The sequence below is a fragment of the Pseudomonas sp. BSw22131 genome (assembly GCF_026810445.1).
Taxonomy (GTDB): domain Bacteria; phylum Pseudomonadota; class Gammaproteobacteria; order Pseudomonadales; family Pseudomonadaceae; genus Aquipseudomonas; species Aquipseudomonas huanghezhanensis.
In genome coordinates, this window is record NZ_CP113949.1 from 2,913,732 (window position 1) to 2,926,573 (window position 12,842).

Here is a 12,842-nt window from a genome sequence, read left to right on the forward strand (position 1 = left end):
CGCTCGAAATACGGCGATAATTCCGTTTCGATCAGGGCTCACCTGCGAGAGCATATTTACGGCGCTCTGCAGCAACATCTTATCTCGTCATCTCTGGCTTCGGGCGCTGTGAAAGACAACAGAATAGAGCGTAACTTGGGGCTGTGATTGGCGTAGCTGGCAATAAACTCGGAATGAACTGTAACGTCCGCGTGTGCTGCTTTACCCGGACGGTTACGGAGCTGCTGCCCATCATTAATCAACCTACATGATCAGCAGGTCTAGGATAGCGACTCGTTTAGCGAGCGACCAGGCATGCTGATAGAATGGTCTACGTTACTTATCCCAGACTTACGAGAGGCGGCATGAACGCAGAGCTTACAGAAGACGAGATGCGCCGGGCGCTATTCGGTGAAATCGAGCCTGCTGCGCAGCCCATTACACAGCCGGAGTCAGTTGTCCTGCCGAAAGTCGTGACGGCGGACCCAGTAAAACCGACAAAGAAAAAGACTGTCGCCAAAGCGTTCACGCCAAGGTTGCGAGTCACCATGCGTGTCGGTAATGAGTTTGAAGGCAAAATGCACGAGCTGATTTATGAGGCAGACACGTTGAGCTCACTCCTTGCTGAGCAAGAAGCTACAAAGGCAGCCAGGAAGAAATTCCGGTATGTGGAAGTGCTGTCTGTCATGTCGATGTAGCGGACTGCTCCGATAAGGCACGTGCCGAGTCTGGAGAGTATACGCGTGCGTAAATCACACCTCGGATCCATGAGCCCTTTCTACAAACCAAAGACGGTTGAGAGCGTTGGGGCCACGAGAACGCGTTTTCTAGAAGCAAAAGAGCATTTTGCAAGGATTATCTATGGTGTCGGAATTGGAAACAGTCGCTCTTTTTTGTCATAAGCTCGCTTATGAGATGGAAGATGAAAGTCCAATTTTGCGCGATGATCTAATCATGGGTGACTACAATCGCGATGTCTTCAAACTGTTGATAGCCAGGAGGGATGTGGACGCTATTCAGCAGAAGATCAATGAGTGCCTGCTCGTTGCGATTGAAGCGATGGGCGGCCCTGACAAGCCGCTCGGACGTGAGCTTCAAGATCTTTCCGCCGGTTTTTACGCAGCTAGAACAATGGAATCGCTGGACGCCCCCTTGCGAGTGATCAAGGGCTATTTACAAGAGGTGCTGTAGTAACAGATGGCGTGGACGAGAACCAGCCACTTGAAGTGAAAATCCTTCAGCTTCCTGCTTCATGTTTCCTAGCCAAGCACTTGCTAATACTGTTCGGATGAGACGGATAAAATACAGGCCGATCAAGCGAGCTGATAAACGTCGTCGACTCAAATCAGTTGAGGATCTGGAAAGCGCTTTATCAGTTTTCTTGGACATGGAGGTCGATCCTGAGACGTTTGATCATGTGGCCAGGACAAATAGGGGAGTGCGACTACACAATAGCCACGGCCCTCTTTTGCTGCGCTGGCAAGGCCTCTTGATCATGGGGATAGACGCCGATTCGAGACCAGTCCTCAGGACTGTCGCCGAGCGTTACACCGCACTGTGTTTCAGTCCTAACGTATCCGTCCGGCGAAGTCATCTACTCAGCTCAGCTCAGCAAGCCAAGGCATGGGGTGTACTTGAATTTTCAGGCGACCCCCTTGAGCGCTCGGTGCTTCAGAAAGAATCAGCGCGACTACCAAGCCTCTGGATGAATTGCGATCATTGATTCTGAAAATTCTTTTTTAACCCACGCAGGTTCATTGAGCAAAGGCAGATCTGCAACACGATCAGCGCGTAGGCCTCAGCGTATGCACCCCAAATAACCCACAAAATATTACTTAATATGAAACAGAAGAATCCCGTCATTCTTCTCGCTGGGCGCTGAGATCCAATCAGCCACGCCGCGATCACTGTCACAACCATGGCAGGCCATTGAACAAAATCCAGATAATTCAAGACGTCTCCTCTAATCTCTTAGCAATTAAAAGAGAGAGTGGCTTATGGGGAAATGATTCAGATTTTTTGAGAGATCCCAAGATTTACAGCTCGTCAGGTTTGAAGCGGATTTGTTGAACATACAGGTCGCTCTCCCTGACAGATCGGGGTGATTGAACCCGCCTGCTCTTGATACCCTTTGCGCAGTTTCTCCGCGATCAGCTTTTCCGCTTCACGCAAAGCGCGTTCGGGACTGTCGAGGGACTTGATCAGGGTCTGGCCCCTGGTGCCGATACGGCCGAAATTCACCACCACCTCAGCCTCGGTGACGCCGATACGCCAGAACTTGTTGGAATTGCCTTCACCAAAGGTGAACTCGCGCATCAAGGGTGTCGCTTCAGTGGTGACTGGCGGCTGGGCTTGGATCTCGATGGTTTCCTCGGGCTGTTCCGGTTCTGGAAGTGCAGCGGCTTCCTCGCCCCTTAGTAACGCTTCGATGCGATTGAGCACCTCTTCTTGGTCGCGCAGCCAGTCATTACTGAGTACGTCGATGATCTTCCAACCGAAGCTGCGCAGTACCGTCGGGCGGAAAATGTAGCGCTCACGTACGTCAACGGCGGCCGCCGTATCACCGTCCAGCAGTACGCCGAGGTTGAAGTGTTCACCACTGGCGTCACTGATCGCGAGGTCGCACCGGAACTGCGAACGTCCGACATACTCCTGAACCGAATGCCCGCGTTTGCGCAACGCGGCAGCGAGGGCGCCGCGCAGGTGGTCCTTGGGCAGGCTGACGGCAAAGGACTGCTTGGCGCCTGGATTGAGGTTGGCGAGTATGCCCTGGGAGCGCGGCGTATCCCCGCTGGCACTGGCCTGTGCGAACTGCAGGAATGCACGCAGTGCGGCGGCACCATCGTTGTGGGTGTTGGTGATGGCTTCGGACTCAATGCTGGAGACAATCGCCATGCGCTTGCGGGCACGACTGAAGATCACATTAAGGCGTTTTTCCCCACCACGCTGGTTGATCGGGCCGAAGTTCATCAGCATCTTGCCGTTCGGTCCTGGCGCGTAGCAGATGCTCAAGATGATCACATCACGCTCATCCCCCTGGACGTTCTCCAGGTTCTTGACGAACAGGCCATTGAATTGCCCGGCATCTTCACGCACGTACTCGCGCTCAAGCCGTGTGGCAAAGGCCGAGTCGCCGCTCGCCAAGTCTTCCAGGGCCTGCTCGATGGCGCCTTGCTGGGCCTCGGAAAAGGCCACGATACCCAGGCTCAGACCAGTCTCCCGTTGCAGCAGCTCCCTTACCAGGTTGGCGATATACCGCGCTTCGGCCAGGTTGCTGCGGCTGAGGTAGACACCGTCGCTCATCTTCAAGAAGCTGATCGGGCTGTCGAGCAGCGTGTCGGCGCCCCGGATGACTGCCTGGGCGTCGGTGGAGTCCAGTGCGGTTTCGGGCGGGGCAGGGCGCTCGATACGACGGTCGGGAACGGTGATCAGCCGCCCTTCGTAGAACGCCGCGTTGGAAAAACTGATCAAGGCTTCGTGGCGACTGCGGTAGTGCCAGGCCAGGAGGGTTGCAGGCAAGTTTCGCGCGGCTTGGCTCAGCAGGCTGTCGGCATCAAGGTTGATTGCGATCTGTTCGCCATCCTCCATGGCAATCAGTTCGTTATGGTCCTGGTCGCCGGCACTGGAGAAGAAGTTAGTCGGTGGCAATTGCATCTCATCACCGACCACAATCACCTGCTGCGCACGGCTCAGTGCAGGCACGGCTTCTTCGCTGGGGATCTGACTGGCTTCGTCGAAAATCACCACGTCAAACAGGTCCGGTATCAACGGCAGGGTGTCGGACACCGACAGCGGGCTCATCAACCAGATGGGCTTGAGGTCGTTGATCACGCGGCCACTGTCGCCACTCGCCATTTCGCGAATGGAGCGATAGCGCATGGTCTTGCCCAGCTCATGTTCCAGTTCACGGCGGCCTTTGGCGTAGGCTTTCTTGAATTCACGGGCCTGGGCGTCGAGTTGGGTCACCGACATCGCCGATTGCTTCACATGCTCCAGAAAGCGCTGGTGCAACGTGGCGCTAAGCACGTGGGCATTGCTTTTGAGCAGGTTGCATTCAGCCTGACTGACCTTGCGCGCGGCCAAACTCAAGGCCGGGCCGTCGAAGCGCGCCAGTTGCGGATTGGCGCGGTACAGGCGGGTCAGGTTTTCCTGGGCAATCAAACCGTCCAGTGCACGTTGCGCCAAGGCGTACTGTTGCACAACCGCCAGGCAGACAGGATCGGCTTGGTGCAGCTCATTGAGCAGGGGCAGGGTGTCGGGCAGTTCGTCGAGTTCTTCACGCAGATCGCGCAGATACTCGGCCAACTCGCCCAGGCTCAGCGCCGGGTCGAACACACAATGTTGCGCGACCAGCTCGGTCAATCGCGCCACCGGCTGGCGCAGGCTGGCTTCCTGGCGTACACCGGGCAGGGCGTCCGGATTACCCCGCAGGCCCTCAACCCATTGGCGCAACAGCGGTGATGCGCTCAGTTGCTGGAGCAAGGCTTGCAGGTTGTGCACGAACAGGGCGATATCCGGGATGCCATAACGGTCTTGCAAGCGTTGCTGCTCGGCGTGCAGCTCGGCAGTGGCGCGATGCTCACCGGCCAGGTTGTCTAGCACGCTCCGGAAACCGGGTCGAATCGCGTGCTGACTGAAGTCGTAGCGTCGTTGCAATTCACCGCGCAGCCTCCACCAGGCGGGTTGCAGCCAACGCAGCAGCGAGCCTTCCAGCCGCTGTACCAGATCGATGGCAGCCTGGGTGTCCTGGGGCGCGAGTTTTTCACGCCAGTGGTGGGTGGATTCACGGGCGTTATGTTGCTGTACGGCCAGTGCTTGCAACGCCGCCTGCTCGGCGTGCAGCGCTTGGGCGCCTGATGAGCCCGGTTCCAGCAGGTCGAGGTGCGCTGCCAGGTTGGCGCTGGTCAATTGTTCGGCGGCTTGGGTCAGCATGCACGCATCCGCCAGGCGAGTGTCCCCGGACAACAGGCTAAACGATGACTCCAGGAATTGCTCGACGTTGTCCATCAGCCCACTGGCTTCATCCAGGAACGCCTTGAGTTGGCCGTACGCATGTTCGTGGGCAATCAGGCTTGAGGCCAAATGGCTGAAGGGATGACGTGCGAAGCTGTCGAGGCCGAAACGTTCTTTGATCGCCTGATACACCCGACCGGTCAGCTCGCTTTGTGCCTGCCAATGACGCCATTCGGGTAAACGTTCCAAGGCTTCGGGGGGCAGCTTGGCAGCAACGGGCGGCAGTTCGATAAGATGACGTACCAACTCGCGTGCCGAGCATGCCAAGGACTCCGGCACCCCACGCATTGCCTGTTCAAAACGCTCTATCAAACCCAGCTGTTGGCTCAGGCCAGCCAGTAAGGTGTCGCGCCGGGCTTGCAACTGAGACGACTGCGCATCACCGGCGATCCAGCGCTCATAGCACTCGCGCAGGTTGCCCACGAAGGCCTTCTTGTCGGTCTGGGAATCGTGGATCAGGCAGCACAACTCACCCAGTTCACTTTGTTGCAGGCGATGGAACACCACGTCCAGCGCTGCACGTTTTTCACAGACAAACAGCACTCGCAGGCCGCGACCGGCGTAATCCGCGATCAGGTTAGTGATGGTCTGGGATTTGCCCGTGCCTGGCGGTCCTTGAATGATGAAGTTACGCCCGGTACGGGCCAGGCTGACGGCAGCATTCTGCGTGGCGTCGCCCGCCACCACGTTCCACTGTTCGGGCAACGGGGTCGGGGCGGGGGCCTGGACCTCGACATCCCGAGGCTCGATGGAGAACATCCGGTCAAACGCTTCGTTCTGCGCCGGTTCGTCGATCAACTGCGCATAGTCACGCACCAGCGACATCTTGCGATAATTGAAGTTGGCCAGGGTAACCTGGGTCAGGTCGATGTCCCAGGCGTAGCGATGGCCCTGGTTCTCGGGCAGGACGAAGGTGCTGTTTTCGGCGCTGCTGGCAACCATCTGAGGGTGTTGGTTGCGCAGAACGGGGTTGGCGCCTACGGCCAGGCGCAGCGGCAACTCGCTGGGGAGCACCTTCTGCTGGAACAACTGCAGGCCCAGCGGACGGAAATCTTCGCGGTCGTAGCTGAAATCCGGCTTCACCAAAGGCGTCGACATGCGCTGCCGGGCACGACGGCGCTGGAAGTGGTGCAGATGCTGCACGGCTTTTTGGTGGATCAGTTCGATTTGCGGTTTGCTTTGCAGGCGTAACTCGACGCCGGGCTCGGTCAGTTTGATCTGGCGCGCAATATCGGCGTGGATGTCTTCCAGCGAAGTCTTTTGCAGGTCGACGGTTTCCGGCAACTGGATGTCGTAGAGCTGACGCAATTGATGACGCAGTACCGGGTTGAATTCGGCCTCGGTTTCGTCGCACTGCAACACGAACTGGTCACGTACCCCTTTTTTGCGACTCAATTCTACCGGCAACCACAGCAGCGGGGTGACGATGCGTTCTTCCGGGGTGTCCTTGAGGTTGTGCCAGCGCATGAACGCCACCACCAGGCGAAGGTTACTGAAGCCGAATTCGGCGCGGTCGCGGCGGGTTTCCTGGATGATGCGCTCCAGCGACGCCTGCAGCCAGGTCTGGTCTTCGAACCGCAGCCATTGCTGCAGGCCGACAGGTTTACCGCTCAGCACTTGTTCGGAGAATCCGCCGAAGGTTGGCTGCCAGGTGCACAGCGCTTCGGGCCGGATACTTTCAATGCGCATCACCAACGGAACGCTGGCCACGGTCAGGTTGACGTTGGCCTGGGTCGGCCGGAAATACAGCAGGCGATTGCGACGCGAAAGGTCAAACAACCGGTTGCGCAGATGTTCCAGCACCACAGTGCGCCGCGAAGCCGGGCCTTCGGCCTGGGCTAACACGCGCTCGACATCCAGGCTGGCCGGCTGTTCGCGCCAGGACTCCAAGCGGCGTGCCAGCGAGCCCACATCAGTGGCGCGCTCATGGCGGTTGAGCTCAGTCATCTCGACGATCAGGTTGGCCAGCACCGGGTTGAGCCGGCCATTGAGCTGAAACAGATTGCGACGGTGCCGGGCAAATGTCTTGAGGTCATTGATATCGGCGAAATCCAGCCCGCACGCCAGGCACGCCAGCAACTGGCCGAGCTGGAATATGTCGGTGATCTCATCGTGGTGCCCGAGGCGATGCTCCCAACTGTGCAGGTCCGGGAGAAACACCGGGTGGTCGATGGTTTGATGCAGATCTTCCTGGACTTGCAGGTCGGTAATGGCCACGCCACTTTCCGAATCCCGAATCAGGCGGACTTTGCCGACGACGTTAAGCGCCGATTCCGGATTGGGCTGCACCTGCTTGATCGCTTCCAGCGACAGTCGCGGAGGGACACCCTCGGGATTGCGCAGTTGCAGCGTGCGTTCCTGCCCTTGCATCACATCGAGATAACTGAGCTGGGCGACACGTCCCAGTTCATGCAGTTGCGCCACTTGGCGTAGCAGCGGTAGCGCCAGGAACAACACATCGTCGATGGGCACGGCAGCGCCATCGTGGCTATTCAGTAATTGAGTGAATGTGACGGGTTGGATTACTGAGTCCATGTGTCGACCTCCGCTTTGAGCGTACGAACGATAGGGTCGAGCTCACGTTTTGGTAATTTGATATCGCGCTTGAGCACGTTGATAAAGTCATCTGCGCTTCCGAGTTTCCTGGCGGTGCGCGCGGCGTGCAGCAGGGCTTCATCCCGCAGGTCGCGGTCCACCAGGCTCAGGTCGAGCATGATGAAGTGCAGGTATTCATGGATGCTGGTGTCGATGCGCTCGGCATTCAACGTCGTCAGGTCGAGTGGCGTTTCGTTGTCTTTCCAGTCCGGGAAAAAAACGCGTACCTGATTGAGCACAACCTCCGATTGCAACACGGGCGTGCCGATGAAATGGGCCATAAAGCCGCGGGTGAGGGCGGTCAACTCGACCTGGTCGGTCACATCCAAGCGATTGAGTGACAAGGGCCCGCGCAACCGGCGATCCAGCCAGCTATCCGTCTCCGGGAGTTGCTGCCACCAGTTGTCCACCGCCTGGGAGCGCAAAAACGTCTCCGGATGGGAGACGCCCTGGGACAGCTGCGCATCCTTGCCATCCAGCTCGCGGGCCTGCTTCAAGTAACTGGCCGCATCGACGCTCACAATCCCGGTATGAATCTTGACCAGCGAGGTAATCGACGCCTCCGACCCGTTGGCCACCAGTGCCGCGCCGCGGTCGGCATAGATCTCAGTGTGCAGGCTATATAGACGTGCAGTCTGTTCCAGGCTGGGCGGCGTATTCACGTCGGCCATGGCGTGATTGAGAATCCGCTCGGCGGTGAGAAAGTCGCCACCGTGCTCCGACCACAGTCGGTAATGAGCGAGCTCGTGCCCGAGCAATGCCAGCAGTTCCTGGGCGTCCAGACGCTCAAGAATCGGTCCGTAGAACACCACATGCACTTCACCGGCCAGGTAATACAGGCTTGCATTCATCGCACCGTCGCCAGCCTGATAAAGGGTTGCGGGTGCCTTGATCTGCAAGCACTGTAACGCCTTTTCAGAGGCTTGATAGGCCTGCGGATGGGTCTCGGGGCTCAGGCGATAGGTGTCACGCAGCAATTGCGCGCGTACATCCTGGGCATGCTCCTGCTGAACGCCCAAGGACGAGGCCCAATCCCACACAACAGGTTCATGGGCTTTCAGGTAGTCGACCACACGCTGGTGGTAAGGCAGTGGCGTCAGGCTGCTGATGTCCAGCGCGGGGGTATTCATCGTGTTCAAGCGTCCTTGAGAGGATACGGCTCCAGATACTGCGGTTATGCAGCAGAGACGTGGTTTGGCATCCCGGTATCACTGATCGGTAATAAACGCGGAGCATACCTATGGGGAGGGGAAAATACTTGTGAAAGTGCATGTTTCCGTTTTAGTTCTCAGAAGTTTTGATGTTTAGTTCCGGGTACTGTTATTGGCCACAAGCACCCATCTAGAATCCGCCAGCCTGAAACATAATTTAACATAATATACATTATGCGAACCCTTGGATAATTGCTTGAGCATCAGTGGCTTACGCTTCCGCTGTCGTGGATCTGACAAGGCAGAAAACAACAACGATAGAAATGAGCAAGGTCATTGAGGACCACCAGAAAGCAGAGTTCGTGGTGTACGGCTGTTGTCAGGCACAACGGTGTAATTAGCGCCGCGTGAGTTAGCTCCATTCCCAAACCCTGGGGCTTGAACCCCAGAGGAAGCAAAAGGACCGCCGCCAGTGGCGGCGGCTCGCTCTGAACCGAGCCGCTCTCCGCCACCACTGGCTGCGCCGGAACAGATAACGGTGCGGTGGCCACCGGGAAAGGTCAAATCAGCTACACACGGTCCGCGCTGAATAACGCCGTAACCAGTCTGCTGTAAATCATCGGATGTTTGCATGAATGAACGGTCATTCTGACTGAGCTGGAACAGCGTGACGGTGCCGCGAGCGACGTTGGTGACACTGCCTTTAATAACGATATCGAAACCCGAAAAAGGATCACTGCTCAAAGGAACAGGCGGCAAATTTTGCTCAGCAGATACGTGAACAGGATCAAGGTTAATAGCCTGCTGAGGACTTTTAACAGGAACATTTTGAGGAGGTTGTACACCGGTTTTAGCTGCAACAGTACCCAGCGGATTGTGGAAAGGATTTCCGTCGTTAACGTAAAAAACACCCCCGATAACAAGTGCGGCCACACCGCCGAGGACCAATACGCGCGGAGACGCGAGGGCGTTTTTGCCCGCCATGGTGTCTCGGTGTAGACCGGTTGCTGTGGAGTCGTAGAGCGAGAAAACACGAACATCGATTTTACGAAGTTGAACAATGTTAGAACCATCAGTAGGCGCCTTATTTTCCTGAGCACTGTGCATTGCCTCTTTGTAGTCTTTCTGGACGAGCTTTTTGGTCCACTTGCCCAATAGCATCAAGTTCGAATGCTGATAGGCGGCCTCAGAAGTGTTACGGATGTCGGTGTGCAAATATTTGATATTGGGCATCGTGAGGATCACGTCCCAGTTGAAATGGCGGTGCATGGTCCAAGCAGAAAGCCAATCAGTGGGCTTGTCATCAAGTTTGGCTTTGTCAGGGCCACCGGGATAGTTGAAACGTTCAACTTCCTTGCTGGTCCACTTGCTGGGGAAAATAACCTGAGCCTCGTCGAAGATCAGAAAGGCGTTTCGCGGAGCCCATTGAAACCAAGTTCTAATCCGTTCCATGCCTTCTGTTGATTCGTGGCTGATAAAGAGAACGTCAAAAGTATCAGGGAGATCATCAAACAGAGCTTCGAAACGGTCACGGGACATACCTCGAACGTTGGTAATGATTAAACGACCTTCTTTAGCAGCTGGGACGGCATCGTCCCATACAGCGCCTGAGGTTTTGTAGGAACCGTTAGGCCCATGGTGAATTTTGATTGCCATGGGTCAAGCTCCTGGAATAAAGCGCATCGCCCAGCGAGTGGGAATGGCGGAAAAAAGGAGGCTTAAACCCTGTGGAATTTTGAAGAACGAAAGTGTTGACTGTATATCACCGGGGATGGATGCCCAAGCCGAACTGACAAGTTGGGCTGCTCCACTGTCTGTAATGACCTCCTGAACGACTTCGTAAGCAACGTCGATCATCATGATTTTGAGCTGAATGGCACTCCAGATTGAGGCCTTTGTGAGAACAACCATAAGGGACTTTATAAAGTCGTAGATACCAGAATCCATAAAATCCCACTGAGCCTGAAAGAAGTGGGTTGTGCTGCCAAGCCAAGAAATAATTGCGTCCATTTTAATCATGACCTCTAGTGGATAAAGCGCAGATTATAAGAATGCTGGGGACCATGAAAGCGACAAAGATTAAAGGGAAATTTTCAGACAAATAATCCATTTGAACCTCACAGAAAAATTATCAAAAGTGCCATAACGGCAAATACGGCAAAAATGGCAGAAGCTAGCCAGCCGAGAGAACCGGCATATCTATCTAAGCAGAAATCTATGGAGCGATTAAGGACAGTTACCGGAGGCGGACAATATAGGCCCCCTGCTCCACCGGACAAGCTTGTATCGCCGATAGGTTGGAAAGCGGATTTGATCTTAGTAAGTGAATCTTTTAAGTCAGTTTTTGCCTTGGTTAATTTATCATCCCATTCGGCAACTTGTGGATCGAAACTGCCGTTCTGTGGGTCTTTGAGAGAGCCTGCATCACCGCCGTCGCCATCACCTTCGTCACCGGTTGCATTACCTGTACCAGTACCAGTAGAAGAACGCTTTCAAGTCCTGTTCCGTTTGCACCACAAGTGCCGGTACAAGTGCTAGTAGTTGAGGTAGAGACTCTGAACCATTAGTCTTGCTGTAGTAGTAGTCTTTGAAGTGGTGGAAGTGCACTTTTTAACATCGGTACAAGTGGCTTTAGTAGCATTATCGTTAACAGATGTTTTAGATCCATCTGTTTCAGTAGTTGTTTTAACGTTGGTATCAATTTTTATAACGTTACTACTTGGCTTTTGATAGATGCAAGTGGTCTTGCCGTTAACAGTGCCACAGTCCTGTTTGCCGTCTTCTGGGTTTCTTGCTGGGAAGTGCAACTCTGTTCAGTTGAACTGCCAGAGTAAACACATGGGTTGTTGTTTGCGGTGTGTTCTGCTGAATAGGCGGACATACACCATTAGGACACTCTGCGTCAGTGGCCTTGGTGTTTGGAGTGGTATTTGTAGCATTGCCGGAAAGCTTGCCAATAACATTGCATGTTACTTCGCCAAAGGTGTTAGTTACGCATTCGCTAGTACTAATAGTAGAAACCTCACAGTTGAGGCCTTGTTGAGCAAAAGTAGGAGGAGCTGTAGGAACGCCAGCGTCCCAAAACCCTTGATGGTATAGGAAAGCCCGTTCCTCCTGATGATGCAGAGCCGCCAAGCTGGCTAAGCCATTTGCAAGAAGCATCATCATCAGCATCAGTTGCAAGTAAACATGAATTGGACTTGGCGGAAAAGATCATAGTATGCCGTCTTTAGCGCCAGTTTGATCCTTGCACTTATCACCAACCTTTTGAGGCTCAATAATTTCGCAAGCACCAGTTGAAAGATTAATGTTAGCGGTTTCACAAGTGCCCTGAGCGGCTATGGACCAGCCGTTACCACAGTTATATGTACGAGAAAAAGCACGTGTGACGTTAATTGACTCTGACTGACCTGCTATAGCGCCATCAGTTGTGCAGGCTTCAAGGGCGGATGAATATCTAGAACCCGTGTAAGGCCCAACAAAGTACCACTCGGCAAACGCTGAGGGGGATAAGAAAAGAAGAAAAAGTAAAAAGTGACGCATAAAAAAACCCCCGTTTCCGGGGGCTGAAGTTAGAGATATTCAGCGCACCGGATACCTGAAACCAGTGCGCTGGCCATGATGACGGCAGCCAGCGCGGACCAGATCACGAATGATCAGACTTTCTTGATCATGGACAAAACGATGCCGACGACGCAGAGAGCGGCCACACAGGCAACAACAGCACCACCAACGCTGATTCCACTCGATTGTGCGGCAGTGATTGCGGCAGTAGCAGCGGTATCGATATCGCGGCGAGCGAAACGACGGATGCCAGGGCAACAGCTACAGCACCGGTGCCAACAACGGTATTACGGATTGCAGTTTTCATGGTCTAGCCTCTTTTTGCTTTGCGGATTTGAGAAATAATTATTCCGACGCCGAAACCGATTGCAAACAGCGCCAAAGTTGCGTTGAAAACAGAGTGAAAGTTCCAGCATCAAAACCACCACCGATAACAAGTTCAAGTTGAGCTTGTTCATCAGGGCTTAAAACATAAGTTTCTGTCCAAGTTTGCTGAGTGCAGGAAATAGACCCATCAGATGATGTGGTGAATTGACTGCA

9 protein-coding genes are annotated in these 12,842 nt (G+C 54.9%); 2 read left to right on the top strand and 7 right to left on the bottom strand.

From position 1 onward, the window contains the following. Nucleotides 1-344: 344 nt before the first annotated feature. Together OYW20_RS12945 and OYW20_RS12950 are read left to right on the top strand one after the other, a co-directional pair. Complete coding sequence (locus OYW20_RS12945; RefSeq protein ID WP_268796392.1) at nucleotides 345-677, top strand: hypothetical protein; 333 nt, start codon at nucleotides 345-347, stop codon at nucleotides 675-677. Between the two features lie 163 nt (nucleotides 678-840). Continuing rightward, a complete protein-coding gene (locus OYW20_RS12950; RefSeq protein ID WP_268796393.1) occupies nucleotides 841-1,170 on the top strand; it encodes a hypothetical protein in 330 nt (109 codons plus the stop codon). On the opposite strand, the gene OYW20_RS12955 is transcribed toward OYW20_RS12950, so the two are convergent. From OYW20_RS12955 to OYW20_RS12985, 7 genes are all read right to left on the bottom strand, one after another. Then, nucleotides 1,153-1,368, bottom strand: coding sequence for a hypothetical protein (locus OYW20_RS12955; protein ID WP_268796394.1), 216 nt, complete (start codon nucleotides 1,366-1,368; stop codon nucleotides 1,153-1,155). The two genes, OYW20_RS12950 and OYW20_RS12955, sit on opposite strands and share 18 nt — an antisense overlap. A 327-nt stretch (nucleotides 1,369-1,695) precedes the next feature. After that, entirely contained in the window at nucleotides 1,696-1,932 is a 237-nt protein-coding gene (locus OYW20_RS12960; RefSeq protein WP_268796395.1) for a hypothetical protein, read from the bottom strand. Nucleotides 1,933-2,025: 93 nt separating this feature from the next. Then, the gene (locus tag OYW20_RS12965) at nucleotides 2,026-7,527 is read right to left on the bottom strand and encodes a WGR domain-containing protein (protein WP_268796396.1); all 5,502 of its coding nucleotides are present in this window, start codon (nucleotides 7,525-7,527) and stop codon (nucleotides 2,026-2,028) included. After that, nucleotides 7,515-8,717 (bottom strand): M48 family metalloprotease, encoded by a 1,203-nt coding sequence (locus OYW20_RS12970; protein ID WP_268796397.1) that lies wholly within the window; start codon nucleotides 8,715-8,717, stop codon nucleotides 7,515-7,517. Before OYW20_RS12970 ends, OYW20_RS12965 begins: the two co-directional genes overlap by 13 nt. A gap of 354 nt (nucleotides 8,718-9,071) precedes the next feature. Then, on the bottom strand, nucleotides 9,072-10,394 hold the full coding sequence (locus OYW20_RS12975; protein ID WP_268796398.1) for a zonular occludens toxin domain-containing protein: 1,323 nt from the start codon (nucleotides 10,392-10,394) through the stop codon (nucleotides 9,072-9,074). Nucleotides 10,395-10,397: 3 nt separating this feature from the next. After that, on the bottom strand, nucleotides 10,398-10,748 hold the full coding sequence (locus OYW20_RS12980) for a DUF2523 family protein (protein WP_268796399.1): 351 nt from the start codon (nucleotides 10,746-10,748) through the stop codon (nucleotides 10,398-10,400). A gap of 1,660 nt (nucleotides 10,749-12,408) precedes the next feature. After that, a complete protein-coding gene (locus tag OYW20_RS12985) occupies nucleotides 12,409-12,609 on the bottom strand; it encodes a hypothetical protein (protein ID WP_268796400.1) in 201 nt (66 codons plus the stop codon). Nucleotides 12,610-12,842: the final 233 nt, after the last annotated feature.

Coding starts and splice junctions, on each gene's coding strand:
- OYW20_RS12945 (WP_268796392.1), top strand. CDS start 345: ATGAACGCAGAGCTTACAGAAGACGAGATGCGCCGGGCGCTATTCGGT.
- OYW20_RS12950 (WP_268796393.1), top strand. CDS start 841: ATGGTGTCGGAATTGGAAACAGTCGCTCTTTTTTGTCATAAGCTCGCT.
- OYW20_RS12955 (WP_268796394.1), bottom strand. CDS start 1,368: ATGTCCAAGAAAACTGATAAAGCGCTTTCCAGATCCTCAACTGATTTG.
- OYW20_RS12965 (WP_268796396.1), bottom strand. CDS start 7,527: ATGGACTCAGTAATCCAACCCGTCACATTCACTCAATTACTGAATAGC.
- OYW20_RS12970 (WP_268796397.1), bottom strand. CDS start 8,717: ATGAATACCCCCGCGCTGGACATCAGCAGCCTGACGCCACTGCCTTAC.
- OYW20_RS12975 (WP_268796398.1), bottom strand. CDS start 10,394: ATGGCAATCAAAATTCACCATGGGCCTAACGGTTCCTACAAAACCTCA.
- OYW20_RS12980 (WP_268796399.1), bottom strand. CDS start 10,748: ATGGACGCAATTATTTCTTGGCTTGGCAGCACAACCCACTTCTTTCAG.
- OYW20_RS12985 (WP_268796400.1), bottom strand. CDS start 12,609: ATGAAAACTGCAATCCGTAATACCGTTGTTGGCACCGGTGCTGTAGCT.